Genomic DNA, 18418 nt, shown 5'->3' with positions numbered 1-18418 from the left:
GGCACCCGTTAACATCGCGCGATATAATACCGGCAAAGGCAAGCCGCCTTTGCGGGAAGGGATGCGGGGCAAAAACGCCCTGTCCGGCTGTAAGTCACGCTTCGGCGGCGCCGCCACCTTACTCTTTATATAGAGCAATTTTGCCCACCCTCGATGGTTTCATACCAGCTCGGGGGCTTGTGGCGTTGACCCTTCTGACGGTTTGGCGCACGGTCGTCCCGACTGGGAGGATCGTATGAAGAACGCCGTTTTATTCGGTGTCGGCATGGTGGCCGACACGCACCGTCTGGCCTTGGAGGCATCTGGGCTGGCGCAGCTAACCGCCGTGTGTGCACGCCGCGAGGATAGCGCGCAGGCCTACGCCACAGCGCACGGGGTGAAGGCGGTGACGCTGGCGGAGGCTGCGGCCGACCCAGACATTGATTTCGCCATTATCGCCACGCCCCCCAACGCGCGCAGCGAGATCGTCGCCGCGATGGCCAAGGCAGGCAAACCCATCTTGATGGAAAAACCCGTGGAGCGCAGCCTGAGCGCGGCCACCGTCATTGTGGAGCGCTGCGAAGCGGCGGGCGTGCCCCTTGGCGTGGTGTTCCAGCACCGGATGCGCGAGGCGTCGCAAAAGCTGTCGGAGCTTATGGCGCAAGGCGCGTTGGGGCAGCTTGCCCTTGCGGAGATCAGCGTCCCGTGGTGGCGCGACCAAGGCTATTACGACGCCCCCGGTCGCGGCACCATCGCGCAAGACGGCGGCGGCGTGCTGATCACCCAAGCCATTCACACCCTTGATCTGGCGCTGTCACTGACCGGCCCCGCGTCGCAGGTGCAAGCGATGGCGCGCACCAGCAAGCTGCACAAGATGGAGGCCGAGGACGTCGTCGCCGCAGGGCTGGATTTTGCCAACGGCGCCGTGGGCACCCTGACCGCCAGCACCGCCAGTTTTCCAGGGCGGGCCGAAAGCATCACCTTGCATTGCACCGATGCCTCCGCACGGCTGCAATCGGGGGAGCTGCACATCCACTGGCAGGACGGGCGCACCGAAAGCTTTGGCGCGGCGGCGGGGACGGGCGGCGGGTCGGACCCGATGGCCTTCACCCACGCGTGGCACCAAGGCATCTTGGATGACTTCGTGCAGGCTATAACCGACGACCGCCCGCCCATGATCACGGGGCGCGCCGCCCTGAAAACCCAAGCGCTGGTGGAGGCGCTGATGGAATCCTCGCTGGAGGGCAAACGCATGAGAGTCCCCAATGTCTAAGCTTAAAGTCGCTGTCCTTGGTATCGACCACCGCCATGCCTTCGGGATGCTTGGCAATATGTTGCAGCAGGGCGCGGATTGCGTCGGCTGGTGGACGGACGGCTCGCCGGAGCCTTTGGCGGGGTTCGTCAAACGCTTTCCCGACGCGCCGCGCCTGCCCAGCGTGGACGCTGTGCTGGAGGCCGCACCCGACCTGATCATTATCTCTGCCATCCCTTGCGACCGTGCCGCTTTGGCGATCCGCGCGATGGAGGCGGGGATCGACGTGATGTCCGACAAACCGGGCTGCACCACCATGGCGCAACTCGACGCTATCAAGGCCTGCGTCGCGCGCACGGGGCGCATCTGGTCGGTGGATTTTTCCGAGCGCTTCGAGGTGCCATGCGTGACCCGCGCGGCGGAGCTGGTGCAGGCGGGCGCGATTGGCCGCGTGATCCAGACCGTGGGGCTTGGCCCGCACCGTTTGAACCGCGCCACGCGCCCTGACTGGTTCTTTGACCCCGCCCGCAACGGCGGCATCCTGACCGATATTGCGTCGCATCAGATCGACCAGTTTTTGTATTTCACCGGCGCCACAGACGCGGAGGTGACACTGGCCACCGCGACCTCCATCGGCGGGGATTTTCAGGACTTCGGTGAAATCGCCCTGCGCGCGTCGGAGGGCCACGGCTACATCCGTGTTGACTGGTTTACCCCCGACGCGCTGCCCACATGGGGCGACGGGCGGCTGACGATCCTTGGCACCGAGGGCACGATAGAGCTGCGTAAATATGTGGATGTTGGCGGGGCGGCTGGCACGGACCATATGCTGCTGACCAACGGGTCGCGCTGCGAAAGGATCGACGCCAGCGACGCGGGCCTGCCGTATTTTGCGCGACTTGCGGCTGACATACGCGACCGGACACAGACCGCCATGCCGCAAGCGCATGCCTTCAAGGTGATGGAGCTGGCTTTGCGCGCACAGGCGATGGCCGATGCGTAGGGTCGCCATCATCGGCGCGGGGATCGGGCGCGAGCATCTGACCGCCTACCGTGCGTTGCCGGAGCACTTCGAGGTGGCGGTGATCTGCGATCTGGACCGCGCACGCGCCACGGAAATTGCGGGCGGTATTCCGGTGGAGACCGATTTGGCCACTGTTTTGGCCTCCGACGTTGATATCATCGACGTGTGCCTGCCGCCGCATCTGCATGTGTCTACCGCCATCGCCGCGCTGGAGGCCGGAAAGGACGTGATCTGCGAAAAGCCCATCGCCACGTCGCTGTCGGACATGGACCGGCTGGAGGCCGTGGCCAGCAAGACGGGGCGCAGGGTTTATCCGGTGTTTCAATACCGCTTTGGCGTCGGGGTTGCGCAGGTCTTGCACCTGATCCGCGCGGGCTTGGCGGGGACGGCTTTCGCGGGCTCCATCGAGACGCACTGGCGGCGCGACGCGGACTATTACGACGCGCCGTGGCGCGGCACTTGGGCGGGGGAGCAGGGCGGCGTGATCTTGGGCCACGCAATCCACGCGCATGATTTGATGTGCTTGCTTTTGGGGCCTGTGGCACAGGTCAGCGCGCAGCTTGCGACGCGGGTGAACGACATCGAGACGGAGGATTGCGCGGCGCTTGGTTTTACCATGGAAAGCGGTGCGTTGGTGACCTCCTCCGCGACGCTGGGGGCGGGGGATGACACCTCGCGCATCCGGTTGATGTTTGACGGCTTCACCGCCGAAAGCGGCTTGTCACCTTATGCGCCTGCCGCCGCGCAATGGACGATCACGCCGCGCGGGTGCTCTGCCGAAGAGATTAACGCGGCGCTAAAGGATGTGGTCGCATCGCCCTTGGGGTTTGAGGGTTTCTTGCAGGCAATTGCGCTGGACCTCGACGCGGTCACCCTCGCGCAGGGGCGGACCTCTGTGGAGTTGGTCACGGCGCTTTATGCGGCGGCGCGCGCGGGTGCGCCGCAACGCCTTCCCCTGCCGCGCACCCACGCTTTATATGATGGCTGGCAGCCGTAGCGACGGATAGGACACAGCACATGCAGATTATCGTAGCGGGGGCGGGTATCGTCGGTGTGTCCTGCGCCATCTGGCTGCAACGCGCGGGCCATGATGTGACGATAGTTGACCGCGCAGGCCCCGCGCGTGGCACCAGCCACGGCAACGCGGGTGTTCTGGCGGCGGGGGCAATTGTGCCAGTTACAGTGCCTGGCTTATGGCGCAAAGCACCGGGCATGGTGCTGCGCCCCGATGCGCCACTGTTTTTGCGCTGGTCCTATCTGCCCAAGCTGCTGCCGTTCTTGGCGCGCTACCTTGGCTATGCCACCGACGCCCATGTCGATCACTACGGCGCGGCCATGTCGCAACTGTTGCACGACAGCGTGGAGCAGCACCGCGCCTTGGCGGCGGGAACCGGCGCGGAGCGGTTTATTTCGCCCGAGGATTTCTGCTTTGGCTACGCCACCCGCGCCGCCTTTGAGGCGGACGCCTACGGCTGGCAAAAGCGCAAAGACAACGGCTATGCGTTTGACGTGGTGGAGGGCGCGACCTTCCGCGACTATGACCCCGCATTTGGCGATGCGTTTGAGGTCGTGGTGCGGTGCAAGAACCATGGGCGGATCTCCGACCCCGGCAAATACGTGCAGGCGCTGGCGGATCACTTCGTGGCCCAAGGCGGCACCCTGACGATTGCCCAAATTGACGACGTCGAGATGGACGGCCCCGCGATTGCAGCGCTGCGCACCTCGCAGGGGGAGATGCGGGCCGATCACATCGTCTTCGCGCTTGGTCCGTGGTCGAAACCCATCGCGCATAAGCTTGGCGTTAAAGTCCCGTTGGAAAGCGAGCGGGGCTACCACATAGAGTTGATTAACCCGTCGTTCATGCCCAAGGCGCCGATGATGGTGGCCAGCGGAAAATTCGTGGTGACGCCGATGGACGGCCGATTGCGGGCGGCGGGCGTGGTGGAATTTGGCGGGCTGGAGGCTGGCCCCAGCCGCGCCCCCTTCGCGTTGCTGCGCCGTCAGTTGAAACGGCTTTTGCCGGATATCGAATACGACGACGTGGTGGAATGGATGGGGCATCGCCCCGCACCGGCGGACAGCTTGCCGGTCATCGGGCCGAACGATGCGGCGGGGCGCAGCTACAGCGCGTTTGGCCATCAGCACGTGGGGCTGACGGGTGGGCCGAAAACGGGCCGGATCATCGCGGATTTGATTGGCGGGACGACGCCCAACATCGACCTCGCCCCGTTTGCACCTGCGAAATACAGGTCCGACGCGTAGGCGCTACAGCTTGGCCTCGGCCTTGATCGTTGCAGCGACGCCATCTGTCAGGATATGGCTTAGGATTTTTGCGACCGTTGCGCGCCAATTGTCGTTTTGCGCCAAGGCGTCGGGGATCAGGGTCAGCCGCTCATGCAGCGCGGCGGATATGCGGCCCCCGTCACGGGGCAGCCCGTTCAGGGCGGTCGCTATCTCTGCGGCGCGCGGATCGCGTAGATCATAGGCCGCGCCCGCCTCCGTTTGGCCCAAAGCGTAGCGCATCCACATGGCCGTAGCGAAGGCGAAGGGGCGCAGATCTTGCCCGTGGGCCAAGGCATGCAGGGCGGGCGCAAAAATGCGCTGGGGCAGCTTTTGCGTGCCGTCCATCGCGATTTGATACGTCTCATGCGCGATTGCGGGGTTCTTGAAGCGGTCTTTCAACTCTGCTGCGTAGGTGGCGAAATCAATCGCGGGAAGTGGTTCCAAGGTTTGGGCGGCGGCGTCCAGATGCCGCCCCACCAACCGCGTGAGGGCCGGATCCGCCATGACGTCACGCACGTAGGGGTGCCCTGCCAGAAACCCCGTATAGGCCAGCATGGAGTGCGCGCCGTTCAGCATTCGCAGCTTCATGTGTTCAAACTTGGCGACGTCCTCCACAAAGATCGCACCGCCGTGCTCCCACGCGGGGCGCCCTTGGGGGAAGCTGTCCTCGATCACCCATTGGGTGAAAGGTTCGGTTTCTATCGCGGCAAGGTCGGTGCAGCCCGTGAGTGCCAGCGCGTCTTTGCGCGTGGCGTCGCTTGGGGCGGGGGTGATGCGGTCCACCATGCTGGACGGAAAGGCGACATGCGCCGCGATCCAATCGGCCAGATCGGCGTCATAGAGACGGGCAAAGCCGACCACGCCTTGTTGCAGGAAGCGTCCGTTGTCCGGCAGGTTATCGCAGCAAAGTACCGTGAAGGGCGCATCGCCCTTCGCGCGCCGGATCGCCAGCGCGGCGGTGAGCAGGCCAAGAACGCCGCTGGGGGCGTCGGGCTGTTCCAGATCGGCGGCAACGGTTGCATTTTGCGGGTCGGGCAGGCCCGTGGCTCGGTCGATGCCGTAGCCTTTTTCGGTCACGGTGAGGGTGACGATCCGCGTTGTAGGGGCGCTAAGTGCCTTGAGCGTGGCGGCAGGGTCGGCGGCGATCACTTGCGCGATGGCGCCGACGACATGGCCCGTGACGCCCGCCGCATCGTGTTCCAACACGGTATAGAGGCCGTTCTGCGGGGCCAGCGCGTCCACCACGGCGCGCGAGCGCAGGCTCACCCCGATGATGCGCCAATCGCCGCCAGCGTGGGACAGGGCGGCATCCGTCATGACCGCCTGATGCGCGCGGTGAAATGCGCCTAGGCCCAGATGCACGATGCCCGCACCATGCGCGGCGGGCTCATAGCGGGGCCGCGTGGCCGTGCCGGTGATATCTTGCAGATGAGACAATCGCATGCGGGTCACAGCGCGCTCGCCACATGGTCATGCGACAGCGCGGTGACGATACCGCGCAGCTCTGCCAGGCCTTTCAAGCGCCCGATGGCCGGATAGCCCGGCTGGGCGTTGCGGCCTAGGTCATCGAGGATGTCTTGCCCGTGGTCGGGGCGGTAGGGGATGGAGGCATCGGCGCGGCCAGAGGCGCGACGTTTGGCTTCCTGTCGCAGCGCCGCCGCGATCAGGGCGACCATGTCGGTGCCGCCTTCCAGATGTGCCGCCTCGTGAAAGCTGGTTTGCACATGCGGGCTTTCGCGTTGAACGTTGCGCAGGTGCAAGAAATGCACGCGGTCGCCCAGACGCTCCATCATGCCGGTAAGGTCGTTGTCGGGCCGCGCCCCCAAGGAGCCGGAGCAGAGCGTGACGCCGTTGGACATAAGGTCGACCGCGTCTAGAACGGCGGCGTAATCCGCCTCCGTCGACATGATGCGCGGCAGGCCCAGAAGGGGCGTGGGCGGGTCGTCGGGGTGGCAGCACAGGCGTATGCCCAACTCTTGCGCGAGCGGGGCGACCTCTTCCAGAAAATCAACCAGATGACCGCGTAATTTGTCCGCGCTCAACCCTGCGTAGGCGTCCAGATGGTAGCGTAAATCGGCGAGGGAGAAATTCTCCGCAGCGCCGGGCAGGCCGAAAACAACCGTGCGCACCAAGGCCTCTATGTCTGTCTGCGCCATCTTGGCGAATGCCTCCGCCGCGCTGGCGACAACGTCTTCAGGGTAATCATGCGCCGCGCCGTCGCGGGCAAGGATGTGAATGTCGAAGGCGGCAAAAACCGGCAGGTCGAACCGCATGCAGGTGGCCCCGTTCGGCAGCGCGTGTGCCAGATCGGTGCGGGTCCAGTCGAGGACGGGCATGAAGTTGTAGCAAATGACCTCTATCCCCGCCGCATGCAGGTTGCGCATGGAGTGCTTCCACGCCGCGATATGGTCGCGCCAGTCGCCTGTTTGGCGTTTGATGTCTTCGGACACCGGCAGGCTTTCCACGACGTCCCACGCAAGGCCGGAGGGCGCGCCGCAGGGGCGGGTTGCGATTTGCTGTTGGCGCTGTGCTATCTCTTCCGGCGACCAGACAGCGCCCGTGGGAACGTGGTGCAGCGCGGAGACGACGCCGTCGACACCAGCTTGCAGCATTGTGTCAACCGACACGTGATCTTGTGGGCCGAACCAACGCCATGTCTGTTTCATAGGGGGTCTCCGGATGTGTCTGTGCCTGCGCTGGGCCGTGCTCGACGGGTAGCATAGCGATTGAGTGTTGACTAGTATGGTAGCGTGGCGGCACGGTTGCCCCCGAAGGGGACATGATGCGCCATAGCCCACCAGCGGACGCCACCGCGGTAGATGCGGTTGATACGCCGTCACCTGCGTTTTTTACTGAAGAGGATCCGTGATGGAAGAGCGCCCTTTGCACCCCGACCGATTGCTGCCTGCCGATCCTGCGGCGCGGCGCTTGGCGCGGGAGCTTTACCAGTCGGTGGAGGCATTGCCGATCATCTCGCCGCATGGGCATACCGACCCGCGCTGGTGGGGGGAGAACCCCGCCTTCACCGATCCTGCGGCGCTGTTTGTGACGCCGGATCACTACGTTACGCGGATGATGGTCAGCCAAGGCGTCAGCTTTGAGGCGCTGGGGATCGGGGCCGGTCGCGAAAAAGACCCGCGCAAAATCTGGCAGACTTTTGCGGATCACTATTACCTTTATGCAGGAACCCCGTCGCGTATCTGGGTGGATGACGCCTTGGCGCGTCTGTTCGGGGTGACCGAGCGGCTGGGGCCGGACACGGCAATGGATATATACGACAGGATCGCAGAGCGACTGCCGCAGGACGACACGCGCCCGCGCGCGCTGTTTGACCGGTTCGGGATCGAGGTGATCGCCACCACCGACAGTGCGCTGGATGATCTGGCGTGGCACCAAGCGGCGCGGGACAGCGGCTGGACGGGACGCGTGGTGCCGACCTACCGCCCCGACGCGGTGATCGACCCCGATGCACCGGATTTTACGCGTAATCTGGAGCGGCTGGCGCAGGTGTCTGGCTGCGACACCAGCACCTATGACGGCTATCTGGACGCGCACCGCGCACGTCGGCGGGCGTTCATCGAGATGGGCGCGACCGCGACGGACCACGGACACCCGACCCCCCTGACGGCTGACCTGCCACTGGGCGAGGCCCGCGCCCTTTATGCGCGGGTGCGCAGCGGCAAGATGGCGGCGCAGGACGCGGAGCTGTTCCGCGCCCAGATGTTGACGGAAATGGCGCGGATGTCGCTGGAAGACGGGCTGGTTATGCAATTGCACAGCGGGTCGTTGCGCGGGCACTCCGCCGAGGTTCAGGCTGCATACGGGCCGGATCGCGGGTTTGATATTCCGGTGCCTGTGAGCTTTCCCGTGGCGCTGCGCCCGCTGCTGAATGCGGTGGGGATGGACCCGCGATTGACGCTGATCCTGTTCACCTTGGACGAGACCACATACGCGCGCGAGCTTGCGCCTTTGGCGGGCGTCTGGCCGTGCCTGCGACTTGGGCCGCCGTGGTGGTTTCACGACAGTTTTGAGGGCATGCGCCGGTTTCGCGAAATGGCGATGGAGACGGCGGGGATCTACAACACCGTGGGCTTTAACGACGACACGCGGGCGTTGTGCTCCATCCCCGCGCGCCACGATGTGGCCCGCCGCGTGGACAGTGGCTGGCTGGCGGAGATGGTGTTGACGCACCGCTTGGACGAGGCCGAGGCCTATGAAATCGCGCCGCTTTTGGCGCATGGTCTGGCGAAGGCGGCTTACCGGTTGTGACGGCTCTCCTGCGCGAGGGTTTTGGCCTCGGCGGCGGCAAGCAGCGACAGCGCGTCATCTGGGCACAGCCCCTTGCGGCGGGCCTTGTCCCAGATGCGTTTGCACGAGTGGGGCGACCACGGCAGAGCGGCCTCCGCCAGCCATAAGCGCAAGGGGCGGGGCAGTGTGTCGTAGGTCCGCATGGGGTCCGCCGCCCGCCGCCGCCGTCGGAGTGTCGTGGCCCCAAGATTGCCATTCATGGCGCGTCCTCCGGATCGTCGATGGGATCAAGGACCAGCACCAGACGTGCCTCGCCAGTGCCCTCAATCGGGGGAGAGCGGTGCACGAGGCCGGATGCGGGATGCGTGGGCCAGCGCGAACCGCGCAGCACGATGGGCGCGCACGTGGGGGTGTTGACGATCCGCGTTGGGTCCGCGCCGTCACGCGCCACGCCGTACTGCGTGCCCGTCCCGCGATAGGTGCAGATCAGGCGCGCGGTGACGGCATCCAGATGGAACTTGCGGCAGGAATTCGTGGTGATGCAGGCCAGCCGCAAACGCAGGTAGGGGGTGGCCATGACGCCCGCGAAAATATCTGCGAGGGCGGCGATGTCGTCAATCAGGCGGGTGCGCTCCATACAGTCGGGCGTTTCGGCGGCGTCGCAGATGGTGGTGACGGCGTCCTTCACTGCCTGCGCGGGAAGGATCACCCGCGCAGAGGGCAGTTGCGCGGGCGGTAGCGCGTCAATCCAGCTTTGGAACGTGGGCAGGGGCGGCCTGTCCCAGATCGCCGCCGCGCATGCGGCATCGGATATCCGGTGCAGCGTTTCTGCGGATTGGCCGATGTGGACGCCGGTGGACAAGTCGCGGGCTTTTTCCTGAACGCCGATCATGCCGCTTGCTCCGCCCGTCGCCAATTTGGAAACGGGTCGGGGAAGTCGGGCAGGGCATCGGGGGAGGTGGCCAGCCCCTCTGGGATCAGGGCGCCGTCCAACCGCGCCTTGATGTCGGCCCAGTCAATGCCCGCCCCGATAAACACCAGTTCTTGGCGGCGGTCGCCCCAAGGCTCTTGCCAATGCTGCGCCACGTAAGCGCGGCTTGTCTCATTGTCGGGCCAGCGGTCTTTGGGCACGGAGGCCCACCAAGTGCCCAGCGGTTTCACGGTTGATAAGGCGCCCGCCAGCGAGAATTCCGCGACCCACTCCGGTCGGGTGGCGATCCAGAAATGCCCCTTGGCGCGGATCACGTTTGGCAGGTCGCCATTCAGCACGCCCATGATTTTTTCCGGCACAAACGGCCTGCGGGCGCGGTACACGAAGGAACCAACGCCGTATTCCTCTGTCTCGGGCACGTGGTCGGCGAAGCCGTATAGCTCCTTCGCCCACATCGGGTGCGTGTGCGCTTTGTCAAAGTCAAAGAGGCCAGTATCCAAGATTGCGTCCGCTGGCACGTCGGAGTGGCTGGTCTCAATGACCCGCGCATCGGCGTTCAGGCTGCGAATGATCTGGCGCGCCGCAATCACCTGCTGCGGCTGGGCGTCGGCCACCTTGTTTATCACGACGACATCGGCGAATTCGATCTGCTCGACCAGCAAGTCGACCAAGGTGCGCTCGTCCTCCGCGCCGAGGGTTTCGCCGCGGTCACGTAGGAAATCATGGCTGGAGTAATCGCGCAGCAGGTTCACCGCGTCGACCACGGTGACCATCGTGTCGAGTCGCGCCACGTCGGAGAGGCTTTCGCCGTGCTCATCGCGGAAATCGAAGGTGGCGGCGACGGGCAGCGGCTCCGAGATGCCGGTGGATTCGATCAGCAGGTAGTCGAAACGCCCCTCCGCCGCCAACCTGCGGACTTCGTCCAAGAGGTCATCGCGCAGGGTGCAGCAGATGCAGCCGTTCGACATCTCGACCAGCGTTTCATCGGTGCGGCTTAGCTCGGTGTCGGCGCGCACAAGGTCGGCGTCGATGTTCACCTCTGACATGTCGTTGACGATGACGGCGACGCGCCGCCCGTCGCGGTTGTTCAGGACGCGGTTCAGGAGGGTGGTTTTTCCGGCCCCAAGAAAGCCGGACAGGACAGTGACGGGAAGGCGGGGATCAGGGGCGTGCATAATGTCGTCTTCTACCTCAGATGAATAATGCGTAACGTTATAATATAACAGTTTATACAAATACAAGCAGGCTGGTCAGTTGATGGCAGGAATATGCTGGTAGATATGCGGGTTTTTATCAGGCCTGTGGGGGCTGTCCGTCGCGCAGGGCGCGTTGCCGCGCCGCGTAGTCGCGCAGCAGTGGCACGCGGCGCGGTCTGAAGCTGCGCCCGTTCAGGCTCAGCTGCTCAATACCGCCAACGTGAAAGAGCCGCCAATCTTGCCGCAAACAGCACCACACCAACAGCATCAGCGTTGACGCGGCGTAGCTGATGCCCAAGGGCCAGACTTCCCGCTCCGTCACTTGCCCCTTGAGGTCACGGTAGCGGACATCAAGCGCCAGCTCCTCCCAGCAGGCGCGGCGCAAAAGCGCCATATCGGCCGTAAAATCAACGGGGCGCGGCGGTTGGCGGAAGCTGCGCAAGACGGTGTGGAGCGCTTGGCGCGACTGCTCCCCGGGAAGGGTGGCGATGATACGGGCGAGGGCCGAGCGGCCCGCCGCCTCCAGCGCCGCGTCGCCGGTTTGCTGCAGTTCTCCAACGGCAAGGACAAGGGCCTCGATCTCTAGCTGCGAGAAACTTTGCGGGGGCAGGGCGGTGTCTTCTGTCAAGCGGTATCCGACGCCAGCCTCGCCATCAATCAGCGCGCCGCCTGCGCGCAGGGTGGCGATGTCACGGTAGAGTTGACGCGGCGACACGCCCGTTTCTGCCGCCAGCCGCGCGGCTGTGACAGGCACCGGCAAGCGGCGCAGCGCATCCATCAGGCGCATGAGGCGATCGGTCCGTGCCATGCTGACATAATCTGTCAGTGGGACGGTGATAAAGCAAGGCATCAAGGAAACCCAAGGAGACCCCAAATCATGTTGAAGCTTTATCACGCGCCCAATACCCGCTCGACCTCTATCCTCGCACTTCTTGAGGAGTTGGGCGCGGCTGACCGCGTTGAGGTGGTGAACGTCACCGTGGCCCGTGAAGACGGCAGCGGCGCGCCGGACCCGCAAAACCCGCACCCCGAAGGCAAGGTGCCTTACCTGACGAATGGCGCGGACTATGTGCATGAGCGCGGTGCGATCATCACCTATCTGACTGACATGTTTCCCGACGCGGGGATGGGCCGCCCCGTTGGGCACCCGCAACGCGGCGCTTTCCTGAGTTGGCTGTTCTATTATCAAGGCGTGATGGAGCCTGTTCTGGTGCTTGACTGGGCAAAACTGGAGCACCCCGCCGTTCACGCGACATTCCGTGATCTGGACGCGGTCGTCGCGCGCTTGGCCGATGCGTTGGACGGGCAGCCGTACCTTTTGGGGCAGGCGTATTCTGCGGTGGATCTGTTGCTGTCGAGCCCGTTTCACTGGCTGCCCGACGCCGCGCCAAAGCAGCCGGCCGTGCAAGACTGGATAAAACGCTGCGCCGCGCGTCCCGCGCTGAAGGTGATCGCGGAGCGGGAGGCGGCGCAGCTGGGGTAGGTCGAAAGTTAGAAAATGTGATAAGATCAGTTCTTAGAGAGAAGACCTCTACTTAGTCCTTGTTTCGGTGCCTTACAGCGCCGAAACCCTTTCGGATTTTTCCCTAAGTGCTAGACAAGCATGTGGGCCACGGAAAGGACGCGTATTGGGTGTGAAGCTGAAGTATTAACATCGCTTGCGGATTGACCACCTACGAGGAAAACAGAAGTTTTCTGCACTTGATCGATACCTGCAACGTCTGTCCGAAAAGGGGTTTGATGTTGCAGGTGTGCCATTTCGACTTGTGGACGACTTATTGAGTGCAGAGGTGGAAACTGTAGATTTCCAACCTCTCCTTCCGATTGCGCGCCACACGGTTGGGGGCAGCCGCGGCTCCTGACCGCTCTCTTGGGTGATCTCAGCGACGGCTCGTATGACAGATTGAAGCGCATTGTCTCTGACGCTGATGCTCATAGCATGACGCGCTTTGAAGCTATGGGATGGGCTGCATATTCGGGTCATCGGGCTGAATTTCCTGCTACAGAAAATTCTGTAATGGATGTGTTTCAGTTTTGGGATCATTCTATGCCGCCGAAGGAGATTTTGGACGCGAAGCAGCTTTGGGTAAGTTGCGCCGAAGAGCACGTCTGGTATGACGACCAATCCGCCCGGGATTTCATTCGGGAGGGGTTTGGAGACGCCGCGGCTAAAGCCTATTCTGAGCTTTGGCACCCTGCTCTTAAATCAGATGTCTTTCGATTGTATCGGCTTGCTAAGTGCGGCGGTTTATACTGCGATGCAGATAGTAAACCAGAATACCGAATTCCTGAATTTTTGAGATGCGGAGGTGAGCGGGTCTGGGCGTCATCTATGACCAATGTTCCAAATTGCGTTGTGAATAATTGGTTTGTTGCTGCTCCGCCATGCCACCCGTTCATAGAAGCCATGTTAGATCAGGTTCTGCGAAATATTCACGATATCGACTCCCGAGGTATTTTTTGGCTATCAGGGCCGGGTGCCTTTACGACGTTTTTATATCAGAACATTGGAAAGTATGATGTTGGTTTGTTGCCCCAAAGCTGCCTCAAGTCCGAACTCTTCCGGCAGTTTGATGCAGATTACAAACATACAGAGCAAAACTGGCGCGTGTATGAGCATAAACTCGGCCTTGATAACGATTCTGGCCTGACTTGGGCTCTGAGAAACGTTTGAAGATAGCGCCCCACAACGAACGGTTTTCGCAGCTTCGGGATAAGTATATGAAACCACCTTTGGAAAAGCTTCACGCTGAACACAGCATCTATGAGGTGGTCCGAGGACATCCCGGGTTCGAGGATTTCAACATTGAAACCATCATCAAGACGGGTCCTAAACGTACAACTGCAATTGCTCAGCTGAGTGGCGCTAAAGTAGTGATCAAGCACTACTTGCACTCGGAGGCACGCAATCAGGTTCTGAGGGCTCAAAAAGAACTTGATGCCTTGTCGAAAAGAATGTGCGCCGCGCCCTACAGGATCAACGAATGCGTGGCCGCTTTCCCTGAGCTGGGGATCATCGCTCTGAGCTTTGTCCCCGGACTTCGGTTAGATGATGCCATCCGGCGAGCCGACCTAAAGCAGAGGAGCGCATTGATTGAGCTTAGTGGTGGATGGCTTCGAGCATATACAGAGTTTCGAACTGAGGTATCTCCGAGTTTTAGCCCAGGCTGGTGGATAAGAAAGCGCTCAGAAACAGATATTTCGACGCTGTCTGCCACGGATCAAGAGCTGTTCAATTTGGTTCTAAAATCTCTCAGAGAACGTGCACCGTCGCTGCGCGGCTCCAGTGTGATAAAGGCGGCAGTGCATGGCGATTATGTTAGCATCAATGCGCATTATCACGAGGGCACTCTTTATGGCGTTGATGTCCAAGGTGAGGCTTGGCGTCCAATTGTTGACGATGTTGCGAAGTTCTTGGTTTGGACACAAACACAGACGCCACTAGAGCCTTCTGTCGCGACTGTCGAAATGGTCTATAGGGCGGGTGTCGCTGAGCCGGATTTTACAGCGTTCCTTGCAAGTGGAGTATTGCCGGAAGGCGAAATACCATCATTGCTCCCATTTTTCATCGGGCTCCAGATGCTTGAACGTATTGTGACCTACCAAAGGGATCCGCTGGCATTGTCGCGCCTCCATCAAATGGCCACTCGTTTTCTTGCCGAAGGTCGTCATGGCATGTGAGTTCAACTATGCTTGAGCGAGAAGCATTTGGAATTACGGGGACGCAGAACGGCACCCCATAAGTCATCAATGGTGGGGGCAGCACTAATTCTGACCTAGCGTTGTGCTCATACCTGCTTGACCATTTTTTCACCGTGGAATAATGATTTCGCCAAGCCTGAACGGCCCTGAGCGGGCGTTGTGTAATGGTTAAGACCTCAGTTTTCCAAGCAAACGTTATAGCATTCCCAGACATTCCTGGAGTTGCCAAGTCATTCACTTTGTGGAACAAATTGCGATACAGAGGTTCCTCATGGTTCCCTGTGTTTCAGTTCAATACCTACAAAAGGCCGACAATATGCCAAAGCTCTCCGAGACCTTTGCACGACGGGTTCCACAGACAAAAACGGGTACTGACAAGCATTGGGACAGTGAGATTAGGGGGCTGGTTCTCTTCGTGGGGAAGCGCTCGAAGACTTGGTATTTTCAGAAAGATGTTGGAGGGCAGACCAAGCGGATCATGATCGGCAGGTTCCCCGTCATTAGTGCTCAGGCGGCTCGACAAACGGCTTTAGGGCTCACGTTGGAGATGAGCCGCGGGGCAGGGAAGGTGGCTCAAATCGGAGCTCCTACACTTGATGCGTCCATTGAGGGATATCTAGCGAGACCGAAGTTGAGATCAGAGACACATAAGATAGGGCTTAGGCAGCAATTTGATCTTCACCTCAAGGAATGGCTTCGTCTGCCACTCGACGAGATTTCAAAGAAGATGGTGGTTGAGAAGCATCGATCCTTGTCGGACCGCCCGTCTGCCGCCAACCATCTGCTGAAAAACTTCAGGGCCGTTTGGAATCATGCAAGGCGTGTTCATGATCTTCCCGAAACGCCAACGCTCGCAATCGAGTGGTTTGAGGAGCGGCTTGACGGTCAGACAATTGGAGACCTGCGTCATTGGCGGACTGAGCTGGATAGCCTGACCAATCCGATCCATCAGGTATTGTATGAGTTCCTCCTGTTCACGGGATTCCGAAAGAGTGAAGCGCTTACATTGCGATGGGACAGCGTGCGCGAGGATCACATACATCTTCCGATGACCAAGAATGGCCGCAGTTTTGATCTGCCTATTCTGCAGCTTCATCATGAGATAATAGCTCCGCTTCGTGGCTTAAGCAAAACTTGGGTGTTCCCTTCGCCCAAGTCTAGAAATGGACACGTGACCAATCCTCGGAACTTTCCGTGGAGCCTGCATACGCATCGGCGCACCTTTGCTACGGTGGCGGTTGAGGCAGGTGTCTTGGAAGAAGTCGTTGGCAGGCTGCTCAATCACACGCCGCTCTCGATCACTGGGCAGCGATATGTGAAGCCTTCCCTTGAAGCGTTAAGGCCTTCAATGGAGATTACCTGTGATGAACTTAGTCGACGTACAGGCCTGAAGCGTTAAATAATTGATATACGAGCGGCAAGCGCACGATTTAAAAATTAGGATACTGATTTGGTAAAGAACAAATTGCCCGCCGACGTGGATCCAGTTGAGCACCTAGATGGCCTCAAGCGAATTTTTGAAAAACACTTTGGCGGTCCTGCAGACTACCCTATCGGATATATGGCTGTTCGGTTCCTGACAGTGCGAGCGCATGCATACTCTGACGCTTGGCCGCACATAAAAACTATGAAAAAAATTGAGAAGATGAAGTATCATTTCTCCGAGATCCAACGAATTTATGGGGATCTTCCAGTCTCGCTGCAGAGCCAATTTGATGAAGATACAATTCAGCTATTCGGGCGCGCAGAAGAAAATCAACGGATCCTTGACATGGCGCAAAAGGAACAAACGCCTGATGGTGGCATGTCTCCGACCACTACTAATATCCTGTCTAATGGACCCGAAACCTCGGATTTTCTCGACGTACAGAAGAAAATTTCTCAAACAGTAGAAAAAGTGGCTGACTTCGTTCCGCGTGCAATGACTGAGGGTAACAAAAAGCTGGAAGCTTGGGCGATCGTACATGCTTGCTCAGTGATTTGTGATCAATTCTCGGAGACAGTAACAGTTCCGAAGGCCATGAATGAATCGGGCCCATTTTACCGATTGCTTGTCGATATGTTTGACCATCATGGCAAAAGTGATGACCCAGTTTCTGCGTTTAAAGGCTGGAAGGAGTCATATGGTTTGCTGAGGCAGAAATGAGTTCTGCCCTAACCATGAACTAGATCTGAGGATCGTTCATTCAGAAACCTCAAGTAGCATTGAGGAGCAGTAAAATGAGTGAAAAATACCTAACCGCACGAGAAGCAGCAAAGTACACGGGGCTGAGCGAGAGCTATCTTGCGAAGCTTCGGATGGGAACTAGCAGCATCGCGGGTCCGAACTATGTCCTCATCGGCTTGAGGGGTGTTCGTTACAGGCGCACCGATATTGATGCCTGGATGAGTGCCCGATCTGTCGGTGCACGCCGCACATGCGGGGTGAAGTAAAATGGATAGTTTAACCAAAAAGGGTCAGTATCCGAACTCTTGGAACAAGCGCCGCTTCGATTGGAAGAAAGATCTCAATCGATCCTTTGAATTGAGCCGGTCCGCAAAACAATGTGGCAATGTGCTGTGCGATCAGTTCGTCGGTCGTGAAACTGGTCAGTGTTGGCCATCCAACAAAACCTTAGCAAAGGCGATGAGGGTCGGAGTCCGCTCCATTCAGCGCTACATCAAGGAGCTGATTGAGCAAGGCTGGCTCCAGGAAGTTAATATTCCACGCCGCCGTCGCACCTTGCAGATTGCGTCGCCGAAACAAGCTAAGCATGACAGTGAAGGTGACACTGAGGGCGACAGCCATAGGTCGCGCATGTCGTCTGAAGGTGACAGCACTGTCGCGCCCTATATAGAACCAAGTAAGAACCAAGTAGAATTGGCGAATTCGAACGCAGCTTTGAGCTGGCATCCGGTGGGAGAAAGCGAGCCATCAATCATTGCCCAGTGGAAAGCGTATCTGACCAGCGCTGGCTATGAAGACGTTGATGCCGTCCTCTTGCTAGTGAAAATAGGGGATGCGTATCGTCTTCCCTGTCGGTATCCAAAATCCAGCGAGCAAGATCAAATTGGCTACAAGCTCTTCTTTGCTCGAGTACTGGCTTCAAATGGAAGATGTGTTTGTTAGGCGCGGCAGTGCTGACTGAGAAGTCCCGCGCTCAAAGAAGAATGGTTGACTGCAGGAGTTGTCTAGAAGGCCAATCATCCAAATGGACGCAGCAGGTGTTGGAAGTGAGGAGGGGGGGCTCGAAAATTATTTGGGTGCGGCACAGACCGGCGGTGGTACCTCACTTTTTGCGCGGCTGAAATTGGAGAAAAAAGCCCATTTGAAAGGGTGTCATTGTGCTACTAGAACTGAGGTGCCCCTAGTTCCGTTCGACTTCTTGGTATATTGTTGTCGCCGATGCCAAGCGTAATTTACACTTTTGCGTGCGCGATGGCCCATGCGGCCGGGATGACACTGGAAGACGACGGTTCGCTAACGTCCAACGGAGTCGTAGTTCAACGATTGGACCTGTCGCGCTTTCGTGCCGCCCCTGGTGCTCGTTTAGGCCACCTTTCGTTCGAATGCGACAGGGCTTTTCCAACCTAATGTTGAATGGCGTCGTCGTGGATTGTAGAAGCCGTTGATGTATTCGAAGATCACCATCTCAGCCTTCCTGCGGGTTCCCCAGTTATCGCGCCAGATCAATTCTGCCTTGATGGTTTTGAAGAAGGTTTCGACGGCGGCATTATCATAGCAATTGCCTTTGCCAGACATGGATACTTTGAAGCCATGCTGGCGCAGGATTTTTTGGTAATCGTGTGAGCAATATTGGCTG

At 60.0% G+C, this 18418-nt stretch carries 18 protein-coding genes; 11 read left to right on the top strand and 7 right to left on the bottom strand.

Annotation, left to right across the window (positions count from 1 at the left end):
* The first annotated feature begins 235 nt into the window (after positions 1 to 235).
* The 4 genes from BLW66_RS10510 to BLW66_RS10495 are packed head-to-tail and all read left to right on the top strand — an operon-like array spanning position 236 to position 4517.
* Entirely contained in the window at positions 236 to 1252 is a 1017-nt protein-coding gene (locus BLW66_RS10510; protein ID WP_089947116.1) for a Gfo/Idh/MocA family protein, read from the top strand.
* Positions 1245 to 2234: a Gfo/Idh/MocA family protein gene (locus BLW66_RS10505; RefSeq protein WP_089947115.1), complete on the top strand. Its 990-nt coding sequence runs from the start codon at positions 1245 to 1247 to the stop codon at positions 2232 to 2234. Before BLW66_RS10510 ends, BLW66_RS10505 begins: the two co-directional genes overlap by 8 nt.
* Positions 2227 to 3252 (top strand): Gfo/Idh/MocA family protein, encoded by a 1026-nt coding sequence (locus tag BLW66_RS10500; protein WP_089947114.1) that lies wholly within the window; start codon positions 2227 to 2229, stop codon positions 3250 to 3252. Before BLW66_RS10505 ends, BLW66_RS10500 begins: the two co-directional genes overlap by 8 nt.
* A gap of 20 nt (positions 3253 to 3272) precedes the next feature.
* Complete coding sequence (locus BLW66_RS10495) at positions 3273 to 4517, top strand: NAD(P)/FAD-dependent oxidoreductase (protein WP_089947113.1); 1245 nt, start codon at positions 3273 to 3275, stop codon at positions 4515 to 4517.
* A 3-nt stretch (positions 4518 to 4520) separates the two neighbouring features.
* On the opposite strand, the gene BLW66_RS10490 is transcribed toward BLW66_RS10495, so the two are convergent.
* Positions 4521 to 5981, bottom strand: a complete 1461-nt coding sequence (locus BLW66_RS10490) for a mannitol dehydrogenase family protein (RefSeq protein ID WP_089947424.1) — start codon at positions 5979 to 5981, stop codon at positions 4521 to 4523.
* A 5-nt stretch (positions 5982 to 5986) separates the two neighbouring features.
* Positions 5987 to 7204: a mannonate dehydratase gene (gene uxuA / locus BLW66_RS10485; protein WP_089947112.1), complete on the bottom strand. Its 1218-nt coding sequence runs from the start codon at positions 7202 to 7204 to the stop codon at positions 5987 to 5989.
* A 202-nt stretch (positions 7205 to 7406) separates the two neighbouring features.
* On the opposite strand from uxuA, the gene uxaC reads away from it, so the two are divergent.
* A complete protein-coding gene (uxaC, locus tag BLW66_RS10480) occupies positions 7407 to 8807 on the top strand; it encodes a glucuronate isomerase (protein WP_089947111.1) in 1401 nt (466 codons plus the stop codon).
* Here uxaC and BLW66_RS10475 read toward each other — a convergent pair.
* The 4 genes from BLW66_RS10475 to BLW66_RS10460 form a co-directional block, all read right to left on the bottom strand.
* Positions 8795 to 9046, bottom strand: a complete 252-nt coding sequence (locus BLW66_RS10475; protein WP_089947110.1) for a DUF6525 family protein — start codon at positions 9044 to 9046, stop codon at positions 8795 to 8797. The genes uxaC and BLW66_RS10475 overlap by 13 nt on opposite strands.
* Positions 9043 to 9678, bottom strand: a complete 636-nt coding sequence (locus BLW66_RS10470) for a DUF1826 domain-containing protein (protein WP_089947109.1) — start codon at positions 9676 to 9678, stop codon at positions 9043 to 9045. The genes BLW66_RS10475 and BLW66_RS10470 overlap by 4 nt, the downstream gene beginning before the upstream one ends.
* Complete coding sequence (locus BLW66_RS10465; protein WP_089947108.1) at positions 9675 to 10892, bottom strand: GTP-binding protein; 1218 nt, start codon at positions 10890 to 10892, stop codon at positions 9675 to 9677. Before BLW66_RS10465 ends, BLW66_RS10470 begins: the two co-directional genes overlap by 4 nt.
* A gap of 118 nt (positions 10893 to 11010) precedes the next feature.
* Complete coding sequence (locus BLW66_RS10460; protein ID WP_089947423.1) at positions 11011 to 11721, bottom strand: helix-turn-helix transcriptional regulator; 711 nt, start codon at positions 11719 to 11721, stop codon at positions 11011 to 11013.
* A gap of 69 nt (positions 11722 to 11790) precedes the next feature.
* Here BLW66_RS10460 and BLW66_RS10455 point away from each other — a divergent pair, with 69 nt between their 5' ends.
* The 6 genes from BLW66_RS10455 to BLW66_RS10425 all read left to right on the top strand — a co-directional run bounded on the left by BLW66_RS10455 (position 11791) and on the right by BLW66_RS10425 (position 17724).
* The gene (locus tag BLW66_RS10455) at positions 11791 to 12396 is read left to right on the top strand and encodes a glutathione S-transferase family protein (RefSeq protein ID WP_089947107.1); all 606 of its coding nucleotides are present in this window, start codon (positions 11791 to 11793) and stop codon (positions 12394 to 12396) included.
* Positions 12397 to 12852: 456 nt separating this feature from the next.
* The gene (locus BLW66_RS10450) at positions 12853 to 13587 is read left to right on the top strand and encodes a glycosyltransferase (protein ID WP_139254563.1); all 735 of its coding nucleotides are present in this window, start codon (positions 12853 to 12855) and stop codon (positions 13585 to 13587) included.
* 47 nt (positions 13588 to 13634) lie between these two features.
* Complete coding sequence (locus BLW66_RS10445) at positions 13635 to 14594, top strand: phosphotransferase (protein ID WP_089947105.1); 960 nt, start codon at positions 13635 to 13637, stop codon at positions 14592 to 14594.
* 337 nt (positions 14595 to 14931) lie between these two features.
* Complete coding sequence (locus BLW66_RS10440) at positions 14932 to 16014, top strand: tyrosine-type recombinase/integrase (protein ID WP_089947104.1); 1083 nt, start codon at positions 14932 to 14934, stop codon at positions 16012 to 16014.
* Between the two features lie 51 nt (positions 16015 to 16065).
* Positions 16066 to 16761 carry a hypothetical protein gene (locus BLW66_RS10435; protein WP_089947103.1) on the top strand — a complete coding sequence of 232 codons (696 nt, stop codon included), beginning with the start codon at positions 16066 to 16068 and terminating at the stop codon, positions 16759 to 16761.
* Positions 16762 to 17049: 288 nt separating this feature from the next.
* On the top strand, positions 17050 to 17724 hold the full coding sequence (locus tag BLW66_RS10425) for a helix-turn-helix domain-containing protein (RefSeq protein WP_089947101.1): 675 nt from the start codon (positions 17050 to 17052) through the stop codon (positions 17722 to 17724).
* A gap of 420 nt (positions 17725 to 18144) precedes the next feature.
* Here the strand turns inward: BLW66_RS10425 and BLW66_RS10415 are convergent.
* The coding region (locus BLW66_RS10415) for an integrase core domain-containing protein (protein ID WP_139254562.1) at positions 18145 to 18418 on the bottom strand (274 nt) is incomplete at its 5' end.

The organism is Litoreibacter albidus (genome assembly GCF_900107015.1).
GTDB classification, from domain to species: domain Bacteria; phylum Pseudomonadota; class Alphaproteobacteria; order Rhodobacterales; family Rhodobacteraceae; genus Litoreibacter; species Litoreibacter albidus.
This window is presented reverse-complemented; position numbering and strand designations above follow the sequence as displayed.

Coding starts and splice junctions, on each gene's coding strand:
- BLW66_RS10510 (WP_089947116.1), top strand. CDS start 236: ATGAAGAACGCCGTTTTATTCGGTGTCGGCATGGTGGCCGACACGCAC.
- BLW66_RS10505 (WP_089947115.1), top strand. CDS start 1,245: ATGTCTAAGCTTAAAGTCGCTGTCCTTGGTATCGACCACCGCCATGCC.
- BLW66_RS10500 (WP_089947114.1), top strand. CDS start 2,227: ATGCGTAGGGTCGCCATCATCGGCGCGGGGATCGGGCGCGAGCATCTG.
- BLW66_RS10495 (WP_089947113.1), top strand. CDS start 3,273: ATGCAGATTATCGTAGCGGGGGCGGGTATCGTCGGTGTGTCCTGCGCC.
- BLW66_RS10490 (WP_089947424.1), bottom strand. CDS start 5,981: ATGCGATTGTCTCATCTGCAAGATATCACCGGCACGGCCACGCGGCCC.
- uxuA (WP_089947112.1), bottom strand. CDS start 7,204: ATGAAACAGACATGGCGTTGGTTCGGCCCACAAGATCACGTGTCGGTT.
- uxaC (WP_089947111.1), top strand. CDS start 7,407: ATGGAAGAGCGCCCTTTGCACCCCGACCGATTGCTGCCTGCCGATCCT.
- BLW66_RS10475 (WP_089947110.1), bottom strand. CDS start 9,046: ATGAATGGCAATCTTGGGGCCACGACACTCCGACGGCGGCGGCGGGCG.
- BLW66_RS10470 (WP_089947109.1), bottom strand. CDS start 9,678: ATGATCGGCGTTCAGGAAAAAGCCCGCGACTTGTCCACCGGCGTCCAC.
- BLW66_RS10465 (WP_089947108.1), bottom strand. CDS start 10,892: ATGCACGCCCCTGATCCCCGCCTTCCCGTCACTGTCCTGTCCGGCTTT.
- BLW66_RS10460 (WP_089947423.1), bottom strand. CDS start 11,721: ATGGCACGGACCGATCGCCTCATGCGCCTGATGGATGCGCTGCGCCGC.
- BLW66_RS10455 (WP_089947107.1), top strand. CDS start 11,791: ATGTTGAAGCTTTATCACGCGCCCAATACCCGCTCGACCTCTATCCTC.
- BLW66_RS10450 (WP_139254563.1), top strand. CDS start 12,853: ATGACGCGCTTTGAAGCTATGGGATGGGCTGCATATTCGGGTCATCGG.
- BLW66_RS10445 (WP_089947105.1), top strand. CDS start 13,635: ATGAAACCACCTTTGGAAAAGCTTCACGCTGAACACAGCATCTATGAG.
- BLW66_RS10440 (WP_089947104.1), top strand. CDS start 14,932: ATGCCAAAGCTCTCCGAGACCTTTGCACGACGGGTTCCACAGACAAAA.
- BLW66_RS10425 (WP_089947101.1), top strand. CDS start 17,050: ATGGATAGTTTAACCAAAAAGGGTCAGTATCCGAACTCTTGGAACAAG.